The sequence below is a fragment of the Vibrio sp. Isolate32 genome (assembly GCF_022397955.1).
In the GTDB taxonomy this organism is placed as follows: domain Bacteria; phylum Pseudomonadota; class Gammaproteobacteria; order Enterobacterales; family Vibrionaceae; genus Vibrio.
Genome location: NZ_JAKEUQ010000023.1, coordinates 18,462 through 42,674, shown reverse-complemented (window position 1 = coordinate 42,674; position 24,213 = coordinate 18,462). Strand labels below are relative to the sequence as shown.

Here is a 24,213-nt window from a genome sequence, read left to right as displayed (position 1 = left end):
TAAGCTTAAACCGCAGCTGCGCCTGAAACGATCTCAGAAAGTTCTTGTGTAATCGCCGCTTGACGCGCTTTGTTATACACAAGTTCTAAGTCATCAATAATGTCACCAGCGTTATCTGTTGCTGATTTCATTGCAATCATTCGAGCCGCTTGCTCACAAGCAAGGTTCTCAACCACACCTTGGTACACTTGAGATTCGACATAGCGAACTAATAGTGCATCTAGTAGTGGTTTTGGCTCGGGCTCATAAATGTAGTCCCAAGAATGACTGCGTTTCATTTCTTCGCTGTCTGATTTAGGCAAAGGAAGTAATTGATCGATCGTTGGTTCTTGAACCATAGTGTTTTCAAACTTGTTGAACACTACGAACAGGCGATCTAATTCGCCTTCATCATATTTCTTCAGCATAACGCTTACAGAGCCAATCAAGTCTTCAAGGCTTGGACGATCGCCCAGACCAGAAACTTGAGCTGCTACTTTCGCGCCGCTGTTATTGAAAAATGCTGTCGCTTTTGAACCTACAATTGCAAGTTCAACGTCAGCACCTTTCTCAGACCAATCTTTCATGTCGTTCATGGCTTTCTTGAACAAGTTAATGTTCAAGCCACCACAAAGACCACGGTCTGTAGAAACGATGATGTAACCAACACGTTTGGCTTCACGTTCCTCAAGATAAGGATGCTTATACTCGAGGCTACCATTAGCCAAATGACCGATCACTTTACGCATTGTTTCTGCATATGGACGAGTAGCTTCCATTGCGTCTTGAGAACGACGCATTTTTGAAGCTGCTACCATTTCCATTGCTTTCGTAATCTTCTGTGTGCTTTTAACACTACCGATTTTATTACGTATCTCTTTTGCGCCGGCCATCGTTACTCTCCGTTAATGGTATGAGGTGGCCCTAAGACCACCTACCAATTACCAGGTCTGGGTTGCCTTGAAATCGTCAACAAGCTTCTTCAGCTCAGCTTCGATTTCTTTATTGAAAGCACCCGTTGTGTCGATCTGTGTTGCTAGATCGGCATATTGACCACGAGCAAACGACAGTAAAGCAGCTTCAAAGTCTAGAACTTTAGAAAGTTCAACGTCTTGAAGGTATCCACGCTCTGCAGCGAAGATTACTAGAGCTTGGTCAAATACAGACATAGGAGCGTATTGCTTCTGCTTCATCAGTTCTGTAACTTTTTGACCGTGGTCTAGCTGCTTCTTAGTCGCTTCATCAAGATCCGAAGAGAACTGAGCAAATGCTGCAAGTTCACGGTATTGAGCTAGAGCAGTACGGATACCGCCAGATAGCTTCTTGATGATTTTAGTCTGCGCCGAACCACCTACACGAGAAACAGAGATACCTGGGTCAACAGCTGGACGTACGCCCGCGTTGAATAGCTCAGTTTGTAGGAAGATCTGACCATCAGTAATCGAGATTACGTTCGTTGGTACGAATGCAGATACGTCACCAGCTTGCGTTTCGATGATAGGTAGAGCAGTTAAAGAACCAGTCTTGCCTGTCACTTCGCCGTTAGTGAATTTTTCTACGTATGCTTCGCTTACACGAGCAGCACGCTCTAGTAAACGAGAGTGAAGGTAGAAAACATCACCTGGGAACGCTTCACGACCTGGTGGACGCTTAAGTAGTAGCGAGATTTGACGGTAAGCTACCGCTTGCTTAGATAGATCATCATAAACAATCAGTGCATCTTCACCGCGATCACGGAAGTATTCGCCCATCGCACAACCAGCATACGGTGCAAGGTATTGCAACGCTGCAGATTCAGAAGCAGATGCAACAACAACAACAGTGTTTGCTAGTGCGCCGTGCTCTTCTAGTTTGCGAACTACGTTAGCAATAGTCGACGCTTTTTGGCCGATAGCTACGTAGATAGAGAAAATACCAGAATCTTTTTGGTTAATAATCGCATCGATCGCCATTGCTGTTTTACCAGTCTGACGGTCACCGATTACTAGTTCACGTTGACCACGACCGATAGGGATCATTGAGTCAACAGATTTGTAACCAGTTTGAACAGGTTGATCTACCGATTTACGGTCGATTACACCTGGTGCGATAATTTCTACAGGCGAAGTCAATTTAGCTTCGATTGGACCTTTACCATCAATTGGCTCACCTAGCGTGTTTACAACACGACCAAGCATTTCAGGACCTACTGGTACTTCTAGAATACGACCAGTACCTGTAACTTTCATGCCTTCCTGTAGGTCAGCATACGGGCCCATTACAACAGCACCAACCGAATCACGGTTCAAGTTTAGTGCTAGAGCGTAACGGCCACCCGGTAGTTCGATCATTTCACCTTGCATCACGTCCGCTAGGCCGTGGATGCTAAGGATGCCATCGCTTACAGAAACGATAGTACCTTCATTGCGAGCTTCACTAACAACGTCGAAAGATTCAATACGTTGTTTAATTAGATCGCTAATTTCAGTGGAATTAAGTTGCATGCTCCAATCCCCATTAAGACTGCAATGCATCGCTCAGGCGGTCTAAACGACTGCGCGCTGAGTTATCGATGACTAGGTCTCCGGCTCGAATAATAACTCCACTAAGTAGAGTCTCATCTATACTGCAATTCAGCTGAACTTTGCGCGCTAAGCGCTGTTCCAATTTGCTGCTGATTTCTGCGCATTGTTCTTCAGAAAGTTCTACCGCTGAAGTAACTTCAACGTCGATCTCTTTCTCATACTCTTTTTTGAGTATAAAGAACTCTTTACAAACATCAGGAAAAGCCATTAAGCGGCCATTCTCTGCCATCACTTTAATTAAGTTCTGACCGAATTCATCAAATTGTTCGCCACAAATCACAATGAATACTTCAGCTAATTTTTCAGCAGTCATAGAACCGCTTAATAAATTATGAACATCATCATTTTGTGCCACTTCGGCAGCAAAAGTAAGCATCTGACCCCATTGGTCTAGCTCACCTTTATCTACCGCAAAGTCAAACGCTGCTTTAGCATAGGGGCGTGCGATTGTAGTCAAATCAGACATATACAGCCCCTTGCTTTAAAGTTTTGCAGTAATGTTGTTAAGAAGATCATCGTGTACATCTTTATCGATTGTACGCTCAAGGATTTTCTCAGCACCAGCTATAGCCAGAGTTGCGACTTGTTTGCGCAGGTCATCACGGGCACGTGTACGCTCTGCTTCAATTTCTGCTTCAGCTTGCGCTAAGATTTTCTGGCGTTCTGCCTGAGCTTCTTCGCGTGCTTCATCAATAATTTGAGCTTTACGTTTGTTTGCCTGATCAATAACCTCAGTTGCAGTGCGCTTTGCTTCTTTCATTTGCTCAGAAGCGTTGGCTTGTGCCAGGTTCAAGTCTTTAGCAGCGCGTTCAGCGGCTACTAGACCGTCAGCAATTTTTTTCTGACGTTCTTCAATTGCTTGCATGATTGGTGGCCATACATATTTCATGCAGAACCAAACAAACAATGAAAAAGCAATTGCTTGACCTAACAGAGTTGCGTTCATATTCACAACAGCTACCCCTCGTTAAGAATCAACTACAAAAATTTAATTAACTATTAAGAGTTAATTAGCCTGCTAGTTGACCAACAAATGGGTTAGCAAACGTGAATAGTAGTGCGATTACGATACCGATCATTGGAACAGCATCCAGTAGACCAGCGATGATGAACATCTTAACTTGTAGCATTGGAGCCATTTCAGGTTGACGCGCAGCGCCTTCTAGGAATTTACCACCAAGAATAGCAAAACCAATTGCAGTACCTACGGCACAAAGACCAACAATAATAGCAACAGCGATTGCTGAAAAACTTAGTACAGTTTCCATTTACGTTCTCCGATTAACATTAATAGTTAGAATAAAGCTTAAAAAATTTTTTAGTGATCACTATCTTCATGAGCCATTGATAAGTAAACGATTGTCAACATCATGAAAACAAACGCTTGAATCAAAATAACCAAGATATGGAAGATAGCCCAAGGTAGTGCACCTACCCATTGTAAATACCACGGTAGCATTGCCGCGATAAGAATAAACACCACCTCACCCGCAAACATATTACCAAATAAACGCATACCTAGAGATAGTGGCTTCGCTAGTAACGAAATTACCTCAAGTACCAGGTTAAATGGAATCATGATTGGGTGATTAAATGGATGCAGTGCCAATTCTTTAGCAAATCCGCCTAGACCTTTTACTTTGATGCTGTAGTAGATCATCAGAGCAAAAACACCTAAAGCCATTGCCATTGTTATATTAACATCAGCAGTAGGAACCACTTTCAAGTAAGGGATACCTAGCCAATGCTCTGCAGGATATGGTAAGAAATCGATAGGCACTAAGTCCATCAAGTTCATAATGATAATCCAGCAGAATATAGTCAGTGCTAGTGGGGCAATCAGAGGGTTGCGGCCATGGAAAGTTTCTTTAACGTTGTCACCAACGAATTCTACTACCATTTCAACAAAACACTGAAGCTTACCAGGTACACCTACTGTTGCTTTCTTAGCGACTGAGCGAAAAACCCAAAGGAATAACATCCCTGTCAACACCGAAAAAAACAGACTGTCTATATGTACGTTCCAGAAACTTGTTTCCTCTACAAGACCAAACTTAGCTAAAGAAAGGTTTTGTAAATGGTGTTCAATGTATCCGGATGCTGTTGGCGCAGCCATAACTCATCCTATTTTTTATTGTTAATGAAAAGCACTGGCGCAAAGATATTAATACCTAGAACCAGTAAATAGGTCAGTTTGAGGGGAATTAATTCCACCTGCATATACATGTAGACAATAGAGAATAGTAGAACTGTGATTAGAATTTTTAGCGCTTCGCCTGCATAGAACGACGCCGCAACTAACTTAGTTGCGCGAGCTCCACAAAATAGGAAAGCACACACACAAAAAACTACATTCGCGATGACAAAAATACCGCCACCGATTAATGCAGCAAAACCCCAATCAGGATTAACAGCTAAACCTAACCCTACCGCCACTAATATAACCGCGCTAAGCTCGATCAATAACATTTGCTTTGCAAGCACTCGTCCTGGTCTTGCTAACGCCGCTACCATGTATTCGTTCCTCTTTTAAGCCCACTTTACCACTCGCTTAAAAGCGTGCCGAGAAATTGGCGAAAATTATACGTTCAGCCAAATTGATTGCAACAACAACGCAGCAATCATTTACATTTTTGCATACAAACCGACAACTTTTGTACGAAATCACTTGTTTATTACTTAATTGACCTAAATCAATTATCTCATTTAGTACTCTAGTTTAGCAATAAGTTGCTCTAATTTGTGAGGCTCATCAAGAGTAATTATTACTTTTGACTTACCGCTAACAGAACGAGTGACTGAAACGTTTGCTTGCAATTTTTCCGTGAGTCTTCGTGAAAGTTCGATAGCTTCTGTGTCTTCAGGCTTCGATTCTGGCTCAACGTCTGGTTTTAAACACTTTTTAACAAGCTGCTCGGTTTGACGCACGGTCATTTTTTTAGTCGCTGCAGTGTTTGCTGCTTCAACCTGGGTATCACCTTCAAGCGCAAGCAATGCTCGAGCATGCCCCATTTCCAGTTGTTTATTTGAAACTAAACCTTTTACTTCATTTTCTAATTGATTTAGACGTAATAAGTTACTCACCGTCGCTCTCGATTTACCAATCACTTCAGCGACTTGTTGGTGTGTCAGTTCAAATTCGTTCTGTAAGCGCTCTAGCGCTTGTGCTTCTTCGATGACATTCAGGTCTTCACGCTGAATATTCTCAATCAATGCCATCGCGATCGCAGCCTTGTCTTCGACTCTCTTGATCAGACATGGCACTTGTTTAAGGCCAGCTTGACGAGCCGCTCTCCAACGACGTTCACCAGCAATAATCTCGAACTGGTCGTGCGCCAATGGGCGAACAACGATCGGTTGGATAATGCCTTGAGATTGAATTGATGCAGCCAGCTCTTCTAGCGCTTCAGGCGCGATATCTTTACGCGGTTGATAAACACCTGGCTTCAAGCTACCAACAGCCAATTTTGTTAGCTCTCCTTCAGCCGATAACGCCTGACTATGAGAAGCTACTTGCTGTTTTTCACGAGCCAATGAGCTAGTTGCAAGTAATGCATCTAGCCCTTTTCCTAAACCACGCTTAGACATTGAGCGAATTCCTTTGGTTAGACCTATACTGGGACTTCTTCACGACGCAACATTTCGCCTGCAAGAGCAAGATATGCCTTCGCACCAGCGGAATATTTGTCGTAGTACATTGCTGGTTTGCCGTGACTCGGCGCTTCAGCAAGACGTACATTTCTAGGGATCACGGTTCGGTAGACCTTGCTACCGAAGTGTTTTTTGAGTTGATCTGACACTTCGTTTGATAAGCGGTTGCGAGGATCATACATAGTACGCAGAAGACCTTCGATCTTCAGGTTCTCGTTAACCACCGCCGCAAGCTTGCTTATGGTATCCATCAACGCAGTCAAACCTTCAAGAGCAAAGTATTCACATTGCATTGGAACTAATACGGAATCGGCAGCTGCCATGGCATTAATTGTAAGAAGGTTTAAAGAAGGTGGGCAATCAATAAAGATAAAATCATAATTCTCGCGAATGGATGCGAGTGCATTTTTAAGGCGAACTTCACGCGCAAACACTTCCATTAGCTTGATTTCTGCCGCAGTAACATCACCGTTTGCGGCGATGAGGTCATAATTGCCAGATGTACTCCGGCAAACTACCTCATCAAATGGGGTGTCTTCAACCAACAAATCGTAAGCAGTTGCTTCAACCTGATATTTGTCGACACCGCTCGCCATAGTGGCATTACCTTGAGGATCGAGGTCAACAACCAATATCTTGCGTTTAGTTGCCGCCATTGATGCTGCTAAGTTAATGCAAGTTGTTGTTTTTCCTACGCCGCCCTTCTGGTTGGCAATTGCTACGATTCTACCCACTATGGCCTCGCTGATTATCCCTGACGCGATAAAGTTACTAGATGACGCTCTCCGTCAAGCTCTGGCACTCGCAAAGCTTTAATGTCTGTCACTGAACACCATTCAGGTAACAGGTCAATTTCGTCTCTAGGATGTTGTCCCTTAAGAGCCAAAAATACACCGGATTGCTCTTTAGGTAAATGGTGACACCACTCTACCATGTCTGTCATTGACGCAAATGCGCGACTGAGCACTGCATCAAACTTTTCTTCAGGTTGAAACTCTTCAACACGACTTTGAACCGGCACAACGTTGTCGATGCCCAGCTCATGAACCACTTGCTTAATGAAACGAATACGCTTACCTAAGCTATCTAGCAAGTAAAACTCACAGTCTGGGTTCATGATTGAGAGCGGAATCCCAGGTAAACCAGGTCCAGTCCCCACATCGATAAAGCGCTTACCCTGTAAGTGAGTGCTAACAATGATGCTATCTAAGATATGTTTCACCATCATTTCTAATGGGTCACGAACCGAAGTCAGGTTGTAAGCCTTGTTCCATTTGTTGAGTAACTCAACGTAGCCAACCAACTGGCTACGTTGTTTTTCAGATACTTCTAGGTCAGTCTGGCCAATCAGGTGATCCAGTTTTTCGCGTAATACGCTCATTATGCTTCCTCACCCTTTTTCAATAGACCGTGTTTTTTCAAGTAAACCAGTAGAATTGAAATTGCCGCAGGTGTAATACCTGAAATACGCGAAGCAATACCAATTGAGTCAGGCTTAGCTGTCGTCAGTTTAAGAACCACTTCGTTAGAAAGTCCTTTTACCTTGCTGTAATCGATATCAGCAGGCAGTTTGGTGTTTTCATGACGCAGTGATTTTTCAATTTCGTCTTGTTGGCGCTGAATGTAACCTTCGTACTTCACTTGTATCTCAACTTGCTCAGCCGCTTGTTGATCTTCTAGTGCTGGATAAAAACGATCCAGAGCCGTCAGCTGTGAATAAGTCATTTCAGGACGACGCAGAAGATCTTCACCGCTCGCTTCACGAGACATTGGTGTTTTTAGGATCAGGTTCAGCGCGCCAATATCTTCAGATTTTGGATTAATCCAAGTCTCTTTAAGACGCTGACGTTCTTTCTCCATGTTATCCATCTTCTCGTTGAATCGAGCCCAACGCGCATCATCAACCAAACCAAGTTCACGAGATTTTTCTGTCAGACGGATATCGGCGTTGTCTTCTCGAAGCAACAGACGGTATTCCGCACGAGACGTAAACATACGGTACGGTTCTTTGGTGCCCATGGTTGATAGGTCATCGATAAGAACGCCCATGTAAGCTTGGTCACGACGTGGGCTCCAGCCTTCTTTGCCTTGAGTAAACAGACTCGCGTTCAAACCAGCCATAAGGCCTTGCGCAGCCGCTTCTTCATAACCGGTTGTACCGTTGATTTGACCAGCAAAGAACAGACCTTTGATAAACTTCGTTTCGTAAGTCAGTTTTAGGTCACGAGGATCAAAGAAATCATACTCAATCGCGTAGCCAGGGCGCACGATGTGAGCATTTTCAAAGCCCTTCATTGAGCGAACAATTTGAACCTGTACATCAAACGGCAGACTGGTAGAGATACCATTAGGGTATAACTCATGTGTCGTTAGGCCTTCAGGCTCAATAAAAATTTGGTGGCTGTTTTTATCAGCAAAACGCATCACTTTGTCTTCAATCGAAGGACAGTAGCGAGGACCAATCCCCTCAATCACGCCAGCGTACATAGGGCTACGGTCAAGGTTGGCACGAATCACATCGTGCGTATTTTCATTGGTGTGCGTGATGTAACATGGGATTTGGCGTGGCTGTTGTGCTCGGCTGCCCATGAATGAGAAAACCGGTGTTGGGTTATCACCGTGCTGAACCTCAAGCTCAGAAAAATCAACACTACGCGCATCGATACGAGGAGGCGTACCGGTTTTCAGGCGATCAACTCTAAATGGAAGATCACGAAGACGATCAGCTAAAGCGATCGATGGTGGATCACCAGCACGACCACCAGAAGAACTTTCCATACCAATATGGATCTTGCCGCCTAGGAACGTACCCACCGTCAGTACCACAGCATCAGCACGGAACTTAAGGCCCATTTGGGTTACCACACCGACCACTTGATCCTGTTCAACAATCAGGTCATCAACCGATTGCTGGAACAAGGTTAGGTTTGGTGTATTTTCAAGAACATTACGGACAAAAGCTTTGTAAAGCGCTCGGTCTGCTTGAGCGCGAGTTGCACGAACCGCTGGACCTTTTGATGCGTTTAGTGTTCTGAACTGAATACCTGCATGATCAATGGCTTGCGCCATCAAACCACCCATTGCATCGACCTCTTTCACCAAGTGGCCCTTACCGATACCACCGATAGCTGGGTTACAAGACATTTGTCCTAAGGTATCGATATTATGAGTAAGTAATAACGTACTTTGACCAGTACGTGCAGATGCGAGTGCGGCTTCCGTTCCTGCATGGCCGCCACCAACAACAATGACGTCAAATTTTTCGTGATAAAGCATGAACCGACCTCAGGTATTCAAACGTTTTCTAGATTGATAAAAAAGAGCGATATTCTACCTGTTTTCATAGCTTGAGAAAACGTTTTTGGAATTTTTCGATTAAGCTGTTTTTAATTAATATAGATAAGATCTTTAAAGAGATCTTTTATTGGATCTATTATTAGGAACGATGCGATCTGTGGATAAGTCGGAAATGATCAACGAGATCATGGATCTTTTTAAGATCAAATGATGTGATCTAACTTTGATCAGGATGAGGATTAGCTGGGATCAAAATGGCTACTTATTCACAGGGGTAAATCGCTGTAAAACTTGTTCTTTGGATAACTATAGGTTAATCACCGAATATGTATGATCTTATCCACAAAAGATCTTGAAGATAAATGGCTAATTTTCGGTTTTTACCCCAAAAAGTTATTCACAATCTCAATATTCAGGCACAAAAAAAGCGGCAAAAGCCGCTTTTTTATGAGAAGAGAGTATTAAAATTGGTCACTATGATCGCTAAACCATTCTTCTGCAGCGTCTTCAGGGACCTGAGTCTCCAATACATCGATGGTAAAATAGTCAGAAATTGCCTGACCGCCAAGTTTTGTTAATAACTCATGAGCGGCTTGGCCTGCTGCGCAGAAGGTGTCGTAGCTTGAATCACCAATGGCAATTACTGCAAAGCGAACCTTATCGAGTTGAGGTGTGTGATCTGTCAGATCGGCAATGAATGGCTTGATATTGTCAGGGAATTCACCGGCGCCATGGGTCGAGGTCACTACTAACCAGAAGCCTTGCTGAGGAATATCATTGTATTCAGGCTGGTTGTGTAGCGTTATCTCATGGCCTTGTTCTTCTAGAAGATCATTAAGGTGATCGCCAACGTATTCAGCGCCACCCAAGGTGCTACCTGTAATAATGTGGATCATTAAGCTGTCCTTACTAAAGAAAAAGGCCGGCATCAGCCAGCCTTCTTGGGTTATTTACCAATACAGAATGAAGAGAAGATACGCCCCAAGAGATCGTCTGAGCTGAATTCGCCCGTGATCTCATTAAGGTGTTGCTGAGTGATACGAAGCTCTTCCGCCAAGATTTCACCCGCCATGTAGCCTTCAAGTTGCTGCTGGCCGATATCGAGGTGCTCTGAGGCACGCTCAAGAGCATCTAAGTGACGACGGCGAGCCATAAAGCCACCTTCATGACCACCAGCAAAGCCCATACACTCTTTTAGATGGCTGCGTAGGGCATCTACGCCTTGACTTGTCTTTGCTGATAAGCGAATCAGAGTTGGATCGTTTACGTGGCAAATCCCGAGCTCTTCATTGGTTTGATCCGCTTTGTTACGAATGACGGTCATCCCAATGTTATTTGGCAAACGATCAACGAAATCTGGCCAGATATCTTTCGGGTCAGTTGCATCGGTTGTAGTGCCATCCACCATAAATAGGACTCGGTCTGCCTGAGCTATTTCTTCCCAAGCACGTTCAATACCGATTTTTTCGACTTCATCGGAAGCATCACGCAGGCCAGCGGTATCGATAATATGCAGTGGCATGCCATCAATATGGATGTGTTCTCGCAGTACATCACGTGTGGTACCAGCAATATCAGTCACGATTGCCGATTCTTTGCCTGACAGCGCGTTCAGTAGGCTAGATTTCCCGGCATTTGGGCGACCTGCAATCACCACCTTCATGCCTTCACGCATGATGGCACCTTGGTTGGCTTCTTGGCGTACTGCCTCTAGGTTATCGATGATAGCCTGTAAGTCAGCACTTACTTTACCGTCTGCCAGAAAGTCGATCTCTTCTTCTGGGAAGTCGATAGCCGCTTCAACATAGATACGCAGGTGAATCAGCGAATCGACTAGGGTGTTAATGCGTTTTGAGAACTCACCTTGAAGAGATTGCAGTGCGGATTTAGCCGCTTCTTCTGAGCTTGCATCAATCAAGTCAGCAATCGCTTCAGCTTGGGTTAAGTCCATCTTGTCGTTCAAGAACGCACGCTCAGAGAACTCACCAGGACGAGCAGCACGCACACCTGATATGCCTAGGATGCGCTTGATGAGCATGTCCATAACCACTGGGCCGCCGTGACCTTGAAGCTCTAGAACGTCTTCGCCGGTAAAAGAGTGCGGGTTAGGGAAGTAGAACGCGATACCTTGGTCGATCTCGATGCCATCGGCAGATTTAAAAGGTAGGTACTCAGCGTAGCGAGGCTTAAGTGTTTTTCCTGTTACTTCTAGGGCAACCTGAGTCGCTAATGGGCCGGAAACGCGGATAATACCGACGCCACCACGGCCGGGCGCGGTGGCTTGAGCAACAATCGTATCTGTAGTCATAGTTGTGCCTGCTAGCATGCGAACGCCAAAAAGGGCATTCACGATTAATCAATTAGCTGAATTGTAATCAGCTAAAAACAAAAAGGCGACCAAAAGGTCGCCTTTCTTTAGCTCTTTCTATTATCGAACTTACTTAGAATGTAAGCCTTTCTTTTCCAGTGCGCGGTAGATAAGCGTTTGCTGAATCAGAGTTACGATGTTCGATACTAGCCAGTAAAGAACCAGACCTGAAGGGAAGAACAGGAAGAAGAATGTGAACATAACCGGCATAAAGGTCATGATCTTCTGCTGCATTGGATCCGTTACAGTTGTCGGGCTCATCTTCTGGATTAGGAACATTGAAGCACCCATCAGAAGTGGCAAGATGTAGTATGGATCTTGCGCTGAAAGGTCAGTAATCCAACCGAAGAACGGTGAGTGACGCAGTTCAACAGACTCCATTAGTGCCCAGTATAGCGAAATGAAGATAGGCATTTGCAGAAGGATAGGTAAACAGCCACCTAGTGGGTTTACTTTCTCTTTCTTGTAAAGCTCCATCATTTCTTGGCTCATGCGTTGACGGTCGTCGCCGATACGCTCACGCATTGCAGTCAGCTTAGGCTGAAGCATGCGCATTTTCGCCATAGACGTGTACTGAGCTTTCGTTAGTGGGTACATAGCACCACGAACGATGAAAGTTAGGATGATGATTGCCACACCCCAGTTCGATACAAAGCCTTGAATGAACGAAAGCAGAGTATGAAGTGGTTTAGCAATGAACCATAGCCAGCCGTAATCTACTACCAAGTCTAGGTTTGGTGCAGTTGCTGCCATTTGGTCTTGAAGTTTAGGACCAACCCAAAGCGTTGCTTTAAAGCTTGCTTCGTCACCGTTAGCGATGGTTTTGTTCGGCATACGAACACCGATATCGCCCAGGTTACCAATTACGCGAGTGTAAAGGTTGCTGCCTGCTTCGTTGCGTGGGATCCAAGCACTTGCAAAGTAGTGCTGAATCATCGCTGCCCAACCTTGACCGTTTGCTAGGTTAAGAGACAGGTTGCGATCTTGCATGTCGTCGAAGCTGTATTTCTTGTAACGCGTGTCTTCCGTAGAGTAAGCACCACCACGGTAAGTTGGCATTGTGAGGCTACCGCCGTCATCCATAACGTTTTGACGTAGGTGAGCGTACATACCGAATGTCGCGTTGTTGCCAGAGTTGTTGACTACATCATATTCAACGTCAATCGCGTAGCTGCCGCGCTTAAGGATGAATGTTTTTGTGTAATCTAGGCCGTTCGCTTGGTAAGTCATTGGGATGCGTAGTTCATCCTGACCGTCAGCTAGCGTGAAGCTGTCTGATGAAACCGTGTAGCTAGGGCGGTTTGTGCTGCTAAGGTCGATACCTTGAGGACCAACTAGACCGCTTTGAGCGATAAATTGGTGGCCTGGTTCATTCTTAAGAAGAACAAAGCTCTCTTTAGAATCGAACTCAGCTGAGTAATCATTTAGGTTTGCTTTCACAACATCACCACCAACCGTATCAATTGACAGAGTCAGTACATCAGTGGTCACTGTGATAGTTTTTGCAGAAGAAGCAATTTGACCAGGAGCCGGGTCTAGATCATCTGCATAAGATGGCGCTGGTAGGGTGCTGCCAGATTGTGCCTGCTCAACCGCTTGTGGAGCTGGGTTCTTAGCTACGTTCCATTGTTGGAACAGTAGGAAAGAAACCAAAGCCAATGCGATTAACAGGATATTACGTTGAGAATCCATCGTTATTTATCTCTGTCTTGTTTTTGGACTGGTGGAACGGGGTCAAAGCCCCCTTCGTTCAAAGGATGGCATTTTAATAGACGTTTGCCTGATAACCAACACCCTTTTACAAAACCGTGAGCTTTCAACGCTTCTATCGCATATAAAGAGCAGGTTGGAGTAAATCGGCAGCGTGGGCCGATGAGTGGACTAATAAACCATCTATAAAAATAGATGGGTATTAGCGCTATCCACGCGAAGGGCGAGACAGGCGAAGCCATAATTTGTCGAGTAGCTTGAACATTTCTTCATTGCTTAAATCTTGCGCGCTCTTCTTAGCGATTACAACAAAATCTTTGTTAGGAAGTTTGTGTTGAGTGTTACGAAAGCTTTCACGAGTAAGACGCTTGAATCGGTTACGACCCACGGCGGTTTTAATCTGCTTTTTCGGAACGGCTAATCCAAGACGAGGATTTGAAAGAGAGTTATTTCGAGCAATGATGGTGAAATGAGGAGAGCCAGCTCGATGAGCTTGCTTGAAGACATTTTGATAATGTTCGGGAGTTAACAAGCGTAACTCCCGACCGAAGGCTAGCTTATTCAAAATAATCAAAGATTACTTAGAAAGACGCTTACGGCCTTTTGCACGACGTGCATTGATTGTTGCGCGACCGTTCTTAGTAGCCATGCGAGCACGGAAACCGTGAGTACGCTTACGCTTTAGAACTGTAGGTTGAAAAGTGCGTTTCATTGTAATTACCTTACTGATCAGTAGTTTTAGGTTTTTGTTAAACCCGGCGTGGGCATTTTTTCTCTTCTTTATATAAGAAAGGAAAACCGACGCCTCTCAACAAAGAGGCGGAATTGTAATCACTGTCACAAAAAGTGTCAATGATTGGGTTAACTAAAATTCCGGTCGGGGGATTATACGTAGAATAACTAAAATCACAAGGATCCTTAGTCGATCCCAACCTTATTTAGGAATTTTTTTAATTTAGGATCTTGTGGATTACCAAAAATATCCTGTGGAGATCCCTGCTCGACAATATGGCCCTCAGCCATGAAGATCACTCGGTCTGCGACCTCTCTAGCGAACTGCATTTCGTGGGTAACTACCAGCATGGTTTGATGCTGGTTTGCCAATTTTTTCATTAGGTTAAGTACCTCGCCAACCCACTCAGGATCCAGCGCCGAAGTTGGCTCATCGAACAGTAAAAGCTCTGGTTGGAGTGCCATAGCACGGCCAATACCGACACGTTGCTGCTGACCACCAGAAAGCGCAGCTGGGTAGCTATCTGCTTTGTCACCTAGGCCGATATTATCAAGTATTTGTTGTGCTTTTTCATAGGCTTGCAGCTTCTTCCAACCACGCACTGTAATCAAACCTTCAGCAATGTTCTGCTTGGCGGTTTGGTGAGCAAATAGGGCATAGTTTTGGAAAACAAAGCCGGTCTTACGTCGCAGTGCCAGCACTTCTGCTTTCGTGTGCTTTTGGGCATCGACTTTGATGTCATCAATCGAGATCGTGCCTTGGTCGGCTTGCTCAAGAAAGTTCACACAGCGCAGTAGTGTCGACTTACCGGTACCACTCGAACCTATGATAACAATGATCTCACCTTGCTTGATTTCTAGGTCGATCCCTTTGAGAACTTCGGTGTCACCAAAGTGCTTGTGGATATTTTGTAATTTGATCATCGTACGTATGCCTTATTCAGTTTGACTTCGGCCCAGATTTGAATACGAGTGAGGATAACCACCACGCCCCAGTAAATAAGAGCAACCGCTAAGAAAGCCTCGAAGAAACGGAAGCTTGAAGATGCCTCCATTTGAGCCTTAGCCATAATTTCAGCCACGCCTAGCGTAAAGGCAAGTGAGGTCGATTTGATCATATCGATGAAGTAGTTCATCAAAGAAGGCAGAGCGACACGGGTTGCTTGCGGCAAGATCACTCGACGCATCGCTTGGCTCGTCGTCATTCCTACTGAAAGGCTCGCTTCCATCTGGCTGCGATCAATACCGATAATCGCGGCGCGAATACTTTCTGCCATGTAAGCAGCAAAGTGCAGGGTTAAACCAATGACTGCAGCACTGAAGGCATCTAAGCCAACCATCCACGGGAATACCTGAGGTAAGCCGTAATAAAGGAGGAATAGCTGAACCAACAGTGGTGTGCCACGGAAGAAGCTAATATACAGCTGGCTGAGTTGGTCGAGTACTGGGATTTTGAACACACGAATGTTTGCCAGTATCACAGACAGGATCAGAGCAAAGAACAAGCCCCAAATCGCCATCTCCATGGTGGTGCCAAGATACTTCAACAGTATCGGTAGCAGCTCTAGCATGTAGTTAAAATCAAATCCCATAATCTATCTCGTATTTTTATTGGAAGCCGCGTGATATCAAGCGTTTTTATTAGTGATATAAAAGTAAAAGCCCACCGCTGTATAAAGCAGTGGGCCTTGAGTGGAGAGTGAGTGATTACTTCTGAGTAATGTCCGCACCAAACCATTTCTGAGAGATACTTTCTAGCGTACCATCTGCGCGCATTGCTGCTAATGCTTCGTTTACTTCGGCTTGTAGTTTCTTACCGTTATCGTTGTCTACGAAAGGCCAAGCATTTTCAATTGTTTCGAATGGCTGACCTGCTAGCTGTAATGGTAGACCCGTCTTCTTGATAAGCTCTAGTGCTGACAGACGATCCATAACAAATGCATCGGCACGGCCAAGGGCTACATCGTGCTCAATACCTGTGTCGTAGGTTTTTACGTTGATCTTGCCATCTTTATCGTAGCTGCGTAGCAGTTGTTCGAAGTTCGAGCCTAGGTTTACCGCAACCGTCTTACCATCAAGGTCTTCGATACCCTTAATGCTGTCATTACCTTTACGAACGGTAATTTGCGCGCCGTCTACTACGTATGGGTCTGCGAATAGGTATTTCGCTTTACGTGCATCCGTCATTGTAATTTGGTTAGAAATGGTATCGATTCGACCCGTTTCAAGAAGACCAAACAGACCAGAGAAGTTAGCTGTCACGTACTCAACCTTGTAATCGTTGCGTTTACCGATCTCATCCCATAAATCCACTTCAAAACCTTGTAGCTGGTCTTGTTTAACAAAAGTAAATGGGAAGTAGCGACCAGACATGCCGACTTTAACTTCAGTCGCAGCTTGAACAGTAGCAGCAGAGAGTGCGATAGCTGCAATTGCAGCCTTAATCCAGTTATTCATTTGGTAACTCCTTATATTTATGGGATTGGATGTTACTGGGAAAGTGCTCGATAGAATAAATAACCAGATGTTATTAACCATAACTAGATCGCATTCTCATTTTGGGGATAACTAGCAAGGATCCGGGCATAAGTGGATCGTTGTGTGAGTAAATTAGGGGCAAGATGTGCGGATCCGCCAATTAATTACAAATTTATTGTGAATAACTTGGATCTTATTCACTGGAACCGTGATCAATTGCTGGTGATCTGACTTATCAACAGGTAAAATTAACAGTCATTTCATATTACTTAAATAGAGTGGGGGCACCGTGTCATCTTCGCTTTGGTTGCAGTGTTTGCAACAGCTTCAAGAAGAGTTACCAGCTACAGAATTCAGTATGTGGGTTCGTCCGTTACAAGCGGAACTCAATGACAATACTCTAACTCTATTTGCACCGAACCGTTTCGTACTCGATTGGGTTCGTGATAAGTATCTAAATAGCATTAACCGTCTACTGCAAGAATATTGCGGTAACGATATCCCACATCTTCACTTTGAAGTGGGAAGTAAGCGTGTGGTTGCACCAAAGCCAGCGACACTTGCACCGACTCAAACTCGTACTGCAGCCGATGTAGCCGCTGAATCATCAGCACCTGCGCAATTACAAGCTCGCAAACCAGTCCATAATATCTGGCGTGATGAAGAGCCTGTTGCGGTTGACTTGAACCACCGCTCAAACGTGAACCCAAAACACAAGTTCAATAACTTTGTTGAAGGTAAGTCGAACCAACTGGGTTTGGCTGCGGCACGTCAGGTTTCTGATAACCCAGGAACAGCCTACAACCCGTTATTCTTATACGGCGGTACTGGTCTAGGTAAAACGCACTTATTGCATGCGGTGGGTAACGCCATTGTTGATAATAAGCCGAATGCAAAAGTGGTTTACATGCACTCCGAGCGTTTTGTTCAGGATATGGTAAAGGCACTGCAAAACAACGCGATCGAAGAGTTTAAACGCTACTACCGTAGTGTTGATGCATTGCTTATCGATGACATCCAATTCTTTGCTAACAAAGAGCGTTCTCAAGAAGAGTTCTTCCATACCTTTAACGCGCTGCTTGAAGGTAACCAACAGATCATCCTAACGTCTGACCGTTATCCAAAAGAGATCAACGGTGTAGAAGATCGTCTTAAATCTCGCTTCGGCTGGGGTTTGACGGTAGCGATTGAGCCACCAGAGCTTGAGACGCGTGTTGCGATCTTGATGAAGAAAGCCGAAGACCACCAAATTCACCTAGCGGATGAAGTGGCGTTCTTTATTGCGAAGCGTCTACGTTCGAACGTTCGTGAGCTAGAAGGCGCATTGAACCGTGTTATTGCGAATGCAAACTTCACTGGCCGCCCGATCACGATTGATTTTGTGCGTGAAGCACTGCGTGACCTACTTGCACTGCAAGAAAAACTGGTCACCATTGATAACATTCAAAAGACAGTAGCCGAGTACTACAAAATCAAAGTTGCTGATCTGTTGTCTAAGCGTCGTTCTCGTTCTGTTGCTCGTCCACGTCAATTGGCGATGGCATTGGCTAAAGAGCTAACCAACCACAGCTTGCCTGAGATTGGTGATGCATTCGGTGGTCGTGACCACACCACGGTATTGCATGCTTGTCGTAAGATTGCTCAGCTGCGTGAAGAGAGCCACGACATTAAAGAAGATTATTCGAACTTGATTCGTACCCTTTCTTCTTAATACACAGTATTCTTAACCTTAATAAGCAGAATCTTGGCCACGTATGATTACGCAGTGCCATTTAGACCGTAAGAGCAAGATATGAAATTTACCATTGAACGTAGTCACCTGATTAAGCCATTACAACAAGTATCTGGCGCACTCGGTGGCAGGCCAACGCTTCCAATTCTAGGAAACCTACTAATTAAAGTAGAAGATAACGTGTTGTCGATGACAGCAACGGATCTAGAAGTTGAACTGATCAGCCGCGTAACGCTTGAAGGTGATTTCGAAGCGGGCAGCATTACCGTACCTTCACGTAAATTCCTAGATATCTGTCGTGGATTGCCAGATAACTCAGTGATCACTGTAGTATTGGATGGTGACCGTATTCAAGTTCGTTCTGGTCGTAGCCGCTTCTCATTAGCAACATTACCTGCGGCAGATTTTCCAAATATTGAAGACTGGAGCAGTGAAGTTGAAGTGTCAGTGACACAAGCTGAACTTCGTGGTCTTATCGAGAAAACACAATTCTCAATGGCGAACCAAGACGTTCGTTATTACCTCAACGGTATGTTGTTTGAGATTGAAGGTTCTATCTTGCGCAGCGTGGCGACCGATGGTCACCGTATGGCGGTATCTCAAGCACAACTGGGTGCGGATTTTGCTCAGAAGCAGATCATTGTTCCTCGCAAAGGTGTTCAAGAGCTAGTGAAGCTATTAGATGCACCTGAACAACCAGTAACACTGCAAATTGGTAACTCTAACGTGCGTGCTGAAGTGAACAACTATGTCTTCACTTCTAAGCTAGTTGATGGTCGTTTCCCTGATTATCGCCGCGTAATGCCGCAAAATACCACCAAAACACTGGAAGCGGGTTGTGATGAGTTACGTTCAGCATTTTCTCGTGCTGCTATTCTATCGAATGAAAAATTCCGTGGTGTTCGCGTTAACCTTGCTGATAGCGAGATGCGTATTACAGCGAACAACCCAGAGCAAGAAGAAGCAGAAGAAGTACTCGATGTTAATTTCGACGGCGACGCACTAGAAATTGGCTTCAACGTAAGCTACGTATTGGATGTTCTGAACACACTGCGTTGTGAACAGGTTCGTATCTCAATGTCAGATGCAAATGCGAGTGCGCTTATCGAGAACGCACAAGATGACAGCGCGATGTACGTTGTTATGCCAATTCGCTTATAAGCCACCATATGTTGAACTACCGAGTCGTGATTGAAGATTAATATGAAGACGTTATGCCTTTATCGCGCTTAATCGTTAAGCAGTTTAGAAATATTGAAGCCTGTGACATTCAACCGTCATCAGGCTTTAACTTTCTTATAGGGGCTAACGGAAGCGGCAAAACCAGCGTCCTTGAAGCGGTGTATCTGCTCGGACACGGTCGCTCATTCAAGAGTTCACTCACCGGTCGTATCATACAAAACGACTGTAGTGAGCTGTTTGTACATGGCCGTTTTATGACCTCGGATCGATTTGAGCTGCCAATTGGCATTAATAAGCAGCGCGATGGCACGACAGAGGTTAAAATAAGCGGTCAAACTGGGCAAAAGTTAGCTCAGTTAGCTCAAGTCTTACCTTTGCAGTTGATTCACCCCGAAGGGTTTGATTTACTGACAGATGGACCTAAGCATCGCCGAGCATTCATTGATTGGGGAGTCTTCCACAGTGAGTCGGGCTTTTATGATGCCTGGGGCAGGGTAAAGCGTCTCAATAAGCAGCGAAACGCCTTATTGAAAACGGCAATGCACTATCGAGAGCTGAGCTATTGGGACCAAGAATTGGCCCGATTAGCAGAAAGCATCAGTCAGTGGCGTGCCACCTACGTTGATCAGCTCAAAGAAGTCGCCGAAGAAATCTGTGCGACCTTCCTTCCTGAGTTTGAGATAAAGATTAACTATTATCGTGGCTGGGATAAAGACACCCCATACTCCGAGATATTAGAGAAGAATTTTGAAAGGGATCAGCAGCTTGGTTATACCTTTAGTGGGCCAAACAAAGCGGATCTGAAGATAAAAGTGAACGGCACTCCAGTGGAAGATGTCTTGTCACGAGGTCAATTGAAGTTGATGGTGTGCGCGCTACGAGTAGCACAAGGGCAACACCTCACTCAAATGACTGGTAAGCAGTGCATCTATTTGATAGATGACTTCGCTTCCGAATTAGATAGCCAGCGCCGCGCACGTCTTGCTGAGTGTTTAAAGGCGACCCAGGCTCAAGTTTTTGTAAGCTCTATTACCGCTGATCAGATTGCTGATATGCATGACGAAAATAGCAGGATGTTTCATGTGGAACATGGCAAAATAGAGCAAGGATAATTAGTCAGAGAGTAACTATGTCAGATAATTACGATTCATCGAGTATTAAGGTACTGAAGGGTCTGGATGCGGTTCGTAAGCGTCCTGGAATGTACATTGGCGACACGGATGATGGTACCGGTCTGCACCACATGGTTTTTGAGGTGGTAGATAACTCTATTGATGAAGCGCTAGCTGGTCACTGTAATGACATCATTGTAACTATCCATGAAGATAGTTCTGTGTCTGTTCGCGATGACGGCCGTGGTATTCCAACAGAATTGCACCCAGAAGAAAACGTATCAGCAGCAGAAGTCATCATGACGGTTCTTCACGCTGGTGGTAAGTTCGATGATAACTCGTACAAGGTATCTGGTGGTCTGCACGGTGTTGGTGTTTCAGTAGTTAACGCACTTTCTAAGCAAGTTACTCTTACTATCCACCGTGGTGGCAAAATCCACACTCAAACTTACAGCCATGGTGAGCCTCAAGCGCCACTAGCGATTGTAGGTGATACAGATAAAACGGGTACAGAGATTCGTTTCTGGCCAAGTGAAGAAACCTTCACTAACATCGAGTTCCATTACGACATTTTAGCCAAGCGTCTACGCGAGCTATCATTCTTGAACTCAGGTGTGTCAATCAAGCTGATTGATGAGCGCGAAGAAGACAAAATGGATCACTTCGAGTACGAAGGCGGCATTCAAGCGTTTGTTGAACACCTTAATACGAACAAAACGCCAATCATCCAAAAAATCTTCCACTTTAACTCTGAGCGTGAAGACGGCATTACCGTTGAAGTTGCGATGCAGTGGAATGACGGCTACCAAGAAAACATCTACTGTTTCACCAACAACATCCCTCAACGCGATGGTGGTGCTCACTTAGCGGGTTTCCGTGCTGCGCTAACGCGTACCCTGAACAGCTTCATGGACAAGGAAGGCTTCTCTAAGAAAGCGAAGACTGCAACCTCTGGTGATGATGCTCGTGAAGGTTTGACAGCGATTGTTTCTGTTAAAGTGCCTGATCCTAAGTTCTCAAGCCAAACTAAAGATAAGCTGGTTTCTTCAGAAGTGAAGTCTGCCGTTGAATCTACAATGGGTGAGAAGCTATCTGAGTTCCTGATTGAGAACCCAGGTGAAGCTAAAGCGGTTTGTTCTAAAATTATTGATGCAGCACGTGCTCGTGATGCAGCGCGTAAAGCTCGTGAAATGACTCGTCGTAAAGGCGCATTAGATTTAGCGGGTCTTCCAGGTAAACTTGCTGACTGTCAGGAAAAAGATCCTGCAATGTCTGAACTATATATTGTGGAAGGGGACTCTGCTGGCGGTTCAGCTAAGCAGGGGCGTAACCGTAAGAACCAAGCTATCCTACCTCTGAAAGGTAAAATCCTTAACGTAGAGAAAGCGCGTTTCGATAAGATGCTATCTTCTCAAGAAGTAGCTACGCTAATCACAGCGCTTGGTTGTGGTATTGGCCGTGACGAATACAACCCAGATAAACTGCGTTACCACAACATCATCATCATGACCGATGCCGATGTCGATGGTTCGCACATCCGTACTCTGCTACTGACGTTCTTCTACCGTCAAATGCCTGAGCTGATCGAACGTGGTTACATCTACATTGCTCAACCACCACTTTACAAAGTGAAGAAAGGTAAGCAAGAGCAGTACATTAAAGATGAAGATGCGATGAACCAGTATCAAGTATCTTTGGCTCTAGACAATGCAGAACTGCACGTAAACCCTGAAGCGCCAGCGTTTGCAGGTGAAGGTTTAGAGAAGCTTGTTCAGCAATACAACGCGGGTATCAAGCTAGTGGATCGTATGAGCCGCCGTTACCCACGTGCATTGGTTCACGAACTGATTTACGTTCCTCGTCTAACAGCTGAGCAGTGTCATGATGACGCGGCAGTTGAAGCTTGGGGCAAGCAGCTTGTTGAGCAGCTAAACGCGAAAGAAGTGGGTGCTAGCCAATACAGCCTTGAAGTTGAAAAACACGAAGAGCTAGGTTTAAGCGTTCCTAAGATTGTAGTTCGTACTCACGGTGTGACTCATGAACACGTACTGAGCATCGATCTTATTAACTCTAAAGAGTTTGCTAAGCTGGCCGATCTTTCTGAAGCACTTGATGGCTTGATTGAAGAAGGCGCTTACATTAAGCGTGGTGAGCGTACTCAAGAAGTGTTTAGCTTCGTTGAAGCTCTGAACTGGTTAGTGAAAGAGTCTCGTCGTGGTCTAAGCCTACAGCGATACAAAGGTCTAGGTGAGATGAACCCTGATCAACTTTGGGAAACCACGATGGATCCTGAAACTCGCCGTATGATGCAAGTAACGATTGAAGATGCTGTTGGTGCGGATCTGTTGTTTACGACGCTAATGGGTGACCAAGTTGAACCTCGTCGTAACTTCATCGAAGAGAATGCACTTAAAGTAGCTAACCTAGACGTTTAGATTGCTTTCTCTTTGTTGGATTGACCGATTTCTGCGTCGAAGGTGCTCATTTATACTTATAAATTGCGCGCCTTCTTCTTGAACTCACCAATCCATCTTCGATAAAGAAACCTAAATTATTTTAAAGCACTGTCCTTTGGATGGTGCTTTTTTGTGTCTATAAGGTATTGAAAAATATTGTTTTGTAAAAATAATTGAAAATAATCCCTTGAAACTGATTTGTTCAATCCACATATCTATTTGTGAAGAGGATGGCTGTCTTGCTCTACAAGAGAAGAAACAGAACCTTCAGTACGCTGACGAAACATCGCTCAATAGAGGATAACTTTCGCAGCACATAACTTAAAAATTGATTCATTGTTATGTCCCAGCGTTGTCGCCAATAGAGGTGAAACCCGAGGAATGCGAACTGAATCTCTTAGCTGTTTACTGGGTCACTCACAGGTTCGATCTAAGTAAAATTAACGGCTAAGACTATTGCTTAGTAAAAGGATAGCATTATGAGAACTGTAGATTTCACTCCACTTTACCGCAACGCAATCGGCTTCGATCGTCTATTCAACATGATGGAAGCGAACACATCGAAGAACTCTTCTGGCGGTTACCCTCCATACAACATCGAGCAAAAAGACGAAAACAACTACCGTATTACTATGGCAGTCGCAGGTTTTGCTGATGACCAATTAGATCTGACTCAGAAAGAGAACATGCTAATTGTGAAAGGTGAGCGTAAAGCAGAAGCAGAGAAAACCTTCGTATACCAAGGTATCGCAGAGCGTGATTTCGAGCGTAAATTTCAACTGGCAGACTACGTAAAAGTGGTAGGTGCAAGCATGGAAAATGGTCTTCTTCACATTGACCTAGAACGCGAAATCCCAGAAGCGATGCAACCTCGTAAGATTGCTATCAATGGTAATAGCCTACTAGAAGGTTAATTGCTGTTAGCTCCTCAGAGCTAAAAACTATCGGGAAG

General features: G+C 44.7%; 25 protein-coding genes. 5 read left to right on the top strand and 20 right to left on the bottom strand.

Annotated elements, in window-relative coordinates; translation table 11 throughout:
- Nucleotides 1–5: 5 nt before the first annotated feature.
- The 20 genes from atpG to L1D11_RS16530 form a co-directional block, all read right to left on the bottom strand.
- Entirely contained in the window at nt 6–872 is an 867-nt protein-coding gene (gene atpG, locus L1D11_RS16625) for a F0F1 ATP synthase subunit gamma (protein WP_016794171.1), read from the bottom strand.
- 48 nt (nt 873–920) lie between these two features.
- The gene (atpA, locus tag L1D11_RS16620) at nt 921–2,462 is read right to left on the bottom strand and encodes a F0F1 ATP synthase subunit alpha (protein ID WP_010433235.1); all 1,542 of its coding nucleotides are present in this window, start codon (nt 2,460–2,462) and stop codon (nt 921–923) included.
- Nucleotides 2,463–2,475: 13 nt separating this feature from the next.
- On the bottom strand, nt 2,476–3,009 hold the full coding sequence (atpH, locus tag L1D11_RS16615) for a F0F1 ATP synthase subunit delta (RefSeq protein ID WP_048618352.1): 534 nt from the start codon (nt 3,007–3,009) through the stop codon (nt 2,476–2,478).
- A gap of 15 nt (nt 3,010–3,024) precedes the next feature.
- On the bottom strand, nt 3,025–3,495 hold the full coding sequence (gene atpF / locus L1D11_RS16610) for a F0F1 ATP synthase subunit B (protein WP_010433231.1): 471 nt from the start codon (nt 3,493–3,495) through the stop codon (nt 3,025–3,027).
- A 58-nt stretch (nt 3,496–3,553) separates the two neighbouring features.
- A complete protein-coding gene (gene atpE, locus L1D11_RS16605) occupies nt 3,554–3,811 on the bottom strand; it encodes a F0F1 ATP synthase subunit C (RefSeq protein ID WP_004411110.1) in 258 nt (85 codons plus the stop codon).
- Nucleotides 3,812–3,861: 50 nt separating this feature from the next.
- Entirely contained in the window at nt 3,862–4,659 is a 798-nt protein-coding gene (atpB, locus tag L1D11_RS16600) for a F0F1 ATP synthase subunit A (protein ID WP_009848124.1), read from the bottom strand.
- 8 nt (nt 4,660–4,667) lie between these two features.
- On the bottom strand, nt 4,668–5,057 hold the full coding sequence (locus L1D11_RS16595) for a F0F1 ATP synthase subunit I (protein ID WP_060983471.1): 390 nt from the start codon (nt 5,055–5,057) through the stop codon (nt 4,668–4,670).
- 192 nt (nt 5,058–5,249) lie between these two features.
- Nucleotides 5,250–6,131: a ParB/RepB/Spo0J family partition protein gene (locus tag L1D11_RS16590; RefSeq protein WP_239833536.1), complete on the bottom strand. Its 882-nt coding sequence runs from the start codon at nt 6,129–6,131 to the stop codon at nt 5,250–5,252.
- A gap of 23 nt (nt 6,132–6,154) precedes the next feature.
- Nucleotides 6,155–6,928: a ParA family protein gene (locus L1D11_RS16585; RefSeq protein WP_239833535.1), complete on the bottom strand. Its 774-nt coding sequence runs from the start codon at nt 6,926–6,928 to the stop codon at nt 6,155–6,157.
- Nucleotides 6,929–6,942: 14 nt separating this feature from the next.
- Nucleotides 6,943–7,575 carry a 16S rRNA (guanine(527)-N(7))-methyltransferase RsmG gene (gene rsmG / locus L1D11_RS16580; RefSeq protein ID WP_004739283.1) on the bottom strand — a complete coding sequence of 211 codons (633 nt, stop codon included), beginning with the start codon at nt 7,573–7,575 and terminating at the stop codon, nt 6,943–6,945.
- Nucleotides 7,575–9,470 (bottom strand): tRNA uridine-5-carboxymethylaminomethyl(34) synthesis enzyme MnmG, encoded by a 1,896-nt coding sequence (gene mnmG, locus L1D11_RS16575; RefSeq protein ID WP_239833534.1) that lies wholly within the window; start codon nt 9,468–9,470, stop codon nt 7,575–7,577. Before mnmG ends, rsmG begins: the two co-directional genes overlap by 1 nt.
- Nucleotides 9,471–9,952: 482 nt before the next feature.
- Nucleotides 9,953–10,387, bottom strand: coding sequence for an FMN-binding protein MioC (gene mioC, locus L1D11_RS16570; RefSeq protein ID WP_239832908.1), 435 nt, complete (start codon nt 10,385–10,387; stop codon nt 9,953–9,955).
- A 50-nt stretch (nt 10,388–10,437) separates the two neighbouring features.
- A complete protein-coding gene (gene mnmE / locus L1D11_RS16565; RefSeq protein ID WP_239832907.1) occupies nt 10,438–11,799 on the bottom strand; it encodes a tRNA uridine-5-carboxymethylaminomethyl(34) synthesis GTPase MnmE in 1,362 nt (453 codons plus the stop codon).
- A gap of 129 nt (nt 11,800–11,928) precedes the next feature.
- Nucleotides 11,929–13,551, bottom strand: a complete 1,623-nt coding sequence (gene yidC / locus L1D11_RS16560) for a membrane protein insertase YidC (RefSeq protein ID WP_239832906.1) — start codon at nt 13,549–13,551, stop codon at nt 11,929–11,931.
- 2 nt (nt 13,552–13,553) lie between these two features.
- Nucleotides 13,554–13,811: a membrane protein insertion efficiency factor YidD gene (gene yidD / locus L1D11_RS16555; protein WP_004735802.1), complete on the bottom strand. Its 258-nt coding sequence runs from the start codon at nt 13,809–13,811 to the stop codon at nt 13,554–13,556.
- A complete protein-coding gene (gene rnpA, locus L1D11_RS16550) occupies nt 13,778–14,101 on the bottom strand; it encodes a ribonuclease P protein component (protein WP_017055478.1) in 324 nt (107 codons plus the stop codon). Before rnpA ends, yidD begins: the two co-directional genes overlap by 34 nt.
- Before the next feature lie 45 nt (nt 14,102–14,146).
- Nucleotides 14,147–14,281, bottom strand: a complete 135-nt coding sequence (rpmH, locus tag L1D11_RS16545; protein ID WP_004735800.1) for a 50S ribosomal protein L34 — start codon at nt 14,279–14,281, stop codon at nt 14,147–14,149.
- 206 nt (nt 14,282–14,487) lie between these two features.
- Nucleotides 14,488–15,225, bottom strand: a complete 738-nt coding sequence (locus L1D11_RS16540; RefSeq protein ID WP_239832905.1) for an amino acid ABC transporter ATP-binding protein — start codon at nt 15,223–15,225, stop codon at nt 14,488–14,490.
- Nucleotides 15,222–15,893, bottom strand: a complete 672-nt coding sequence (locus L1D11_RS16535; protein WP_004739268.1) for an amino acid ABC transporter permease — start codon at nt 15,891–15,893, stop codon at nt 15,222–15,224. Before L1D11_RS16535 ends, L1D11_RS16540 begins: the two co-directional genes overlap by 4 nt.
- 115 nt (nt 15,894–16,008) lie before the next feature.
- Nucleotides 16,009–16,758 carry an amino acid ABC transporter substrate-binding protein gene (locus L1D11_RS16530; RefSeq protein ID WP_009848135.1) on the bottom strand — a complete coding sequence of 250 codons (750 nt, stop codon included), beginning with the start codon at nt 16,756–16,758 and terminating at the stop codon, nt 16,009–16,011.
- Between the two features lie 310 nt (nt 16,759–17,068).
- Between L1D11_RS16530 and dnaA the strand changes: the two genes are divergently transcribed.
- The 5 genes from dnaA to L1D11_RS16505 all read left to right on the top strand — a co-directional run bounded on the left by dnaA (nt 17,069) and on the right by L1D11_RS16505 (nt 24,175).
- Nucleotides 17,069–18,490: a chromosomal replication initiator protein DnaA gene (gene dnaA / locus L1D11_RS16525; RefSeq protein ID WP_239832904.1), complete on the top strand. Its 1,422-nt coding sequence runs from the start codon at nt 17,069–17,071 to the stop codon at nt 18,488–18,490.
- Nucleotides 18,491–18,571: 81 nt separating this feature from the next.
- Nucleotides 18,572–19,672 carry a DNA polymerase III subunit beta gene (gene dnaN / locus L1D11_RS16520; RefSeq protein WP_017058809.1) on the top strand — a complete coding sequence of 367 codons (1,101 nt, stop codon included), beginning with the start codon at nt 18,572–18,574 and terminating at the stop codon, nt 19,670–19,672.
- A 53-nt stretch (nt 19,673–19,725) separates the two neighbouring features.
- Nucleotides 19,726–20,805 carry a DNA replication/repair protein RecF gene (gene recF / locus L1D11_RS16515; RefSeq protein WP_239832903.1) on the top strand — a complete coding sequence of 360 codons (1,080 nt, stop codon included), beginning with the start codon at nt 19,726–19,728 and terminating at the stop codon, nt 20,803–20,805.
- Nucleotides 20,806–20,822: 17 nt separating this feature from the next.
- Nucleotides 20,823–23,240 (top strand): DNA topoisomerase (ATP-hydrolyzing) subunit B, encoded by a 2,418-nt coding sequence (gene gyrB, locus L1D11_RS16510; RefSeq protein ID WP_239832902.1) that lies wholly within the window; start codon nt 20,823–20,825, stop codon nt 23,238–23,240.
- 500 nt (nt 23,241–23,740) lie between these two features.
- The gene (locus L1D11_RS16505) at nt 23,741–24,175 is read left to right on the top strand and encodes an Hsp20 family protein (RefSeq protein ID WP_009848140.1); all 435 of its coding nucleotides are present in this window, start codon (nt 23,741–23,743) and stop codon (nt 24,173–24,175) included.
- Nucleotides 24,176–24,213 lie beyond the last annotated feature (38 nt).

Bases quoted from the DNA above. Each gene is read 5' to 3' on its own strand.
- mnmE (WP_239832907.1), bottom strand. From the start codon at position 11,799: ATGACTACAGATACGATTGTTGCTCAAGCCACCGCGCCCGGCCGTGGT.
- L1D11_RS16540 (WP_239832905.1), bottom strand. From the start codon at position 15,225: ATGATCAAATTACAAAATATCCACAAGCACTTTGGTGACACCGAAGTT.
- mioC (WP_239832908.1), bottom strand. From the start codon at position 10,387: ATGATCCACATTATTACAGGTAGCACCTTGGGTGGCGCTGAATACGTT.
- L1D11_RS16505 (WP_009848140.1), top strand. From the start codon at position 23,741: ATGAGAACTGTAGATTTCACTCCACTTTACCGCAACGCAATCGGCTTC.
- yidC (WP_239832906.1), bottom strand. From the start codon at position 13,551: ATGGATTCTCAACGTAATATCCTGTTAATCGCATTGGCTTTGGTTTCT.
- dnaN (WP_017058809.1), top strand. From the start codon at position 18,572: ATGAAATTTACCATTGAACGTAGTCACCTGATTAAGCCATTACAACAA.
- atpB (WP_009848124.1), bottom strand. From the start codon at position 4,659: ATGGCTGCGCCAACAGCATCCGGATACATTGAACACCATTTACAAAAC.
- atpE (WP_004411110.1), bottom strand. From the start codon at position 3,811: ATGGAAACTGTACTAAGTTTTTCAGCAATCGCTGTTGCTATTATTGTT.
- atpG (WP_016794171.1), bottom strand. From the start codon at position 872: ATGGCCGGCGCAAAAGAGATACGTAATAAAATCGGTAGTGTTAAAAGC.
- atpH (WP_048618352.1), bottom strand. From the start codon at position 3,009: ATGTCTGATTTGACTACAATCGCACGCCCCTATGCTAAAGCAGCGTTT.
- L1D11_RS16595 (WP_060983471.1), bottom strand. From the start codon at position 5,057: ATGGTAGCGGCGTTAGCAAGACCAGGACGAGTGCTTGCAAAGCAAATG.
- atpA (WP_010433235.1), bottom strand. From the start codon at position 2,462: ATGCAACTTAATTCCACTGAAATTAGCGATCTAATTAAACAACGTATT.
- L1D11_RS16530 (WP_009848135.1), bottom strand. From the start codon at position 16,758: ATGAATAACTGGATTAAGGCTGCAATTGCAGCTATCGCACTCTCTGCT.
- yidD (WP_004735802.1), bottom strand. From the start codon at position 13,811: ATGGCTTCGCCTGTCTCGCCCTTCGCGTGGATAGCGCTAATACCCATC.
- mnmG (WP_239833534.1), bottom strand. From the start codon at position 9,470: ATGCTTTATCACGAAAAATTTGACGTCATTGTTGTTGGTGGCGGCCAT.
- recF (WP_239832903.1), top strand. From the start codon at position 19,726: ATGCCTTTATCGCGCTTAATCGTTAAGCAGTTTAGAAATATTGAAGCC.
- gyrB (WP_239832902.1), top strand. From the start codon at position 20,823: ATGTCAGATAATTACGATTCATCGAGTATTAAGGTACTGAAGGGTCTG.
- rsmG (WP_004739283.1), bottom strand. From the start codon at position 7,575: ATGAGCGTATTACGCGAAAAACTGGATCACCTGATTGGCCAGACTGAC.
- rpmH (WP_004735800.1), bottom strand. From the start codon at position 14,281: ATGAAACGCACTTTTCAACCTACAGTTCTAAAGCGTAAGCGTACTCAC.
- L1D11_RS16590 (WP_239833536.1), bottom strand. From the start codon at position 6,131: ATGTCTAAGCGTGGTTTAGGAAAAGGGCTAGATGCATTACTTGCAACT.
- L1D11_RS16535 (WP_004739268.1), bottom strand. From the start codon at position 15,893: ATGGGATTTGATTTTAACTACATGCTAGAGCTGCTACCGATACTGTTG.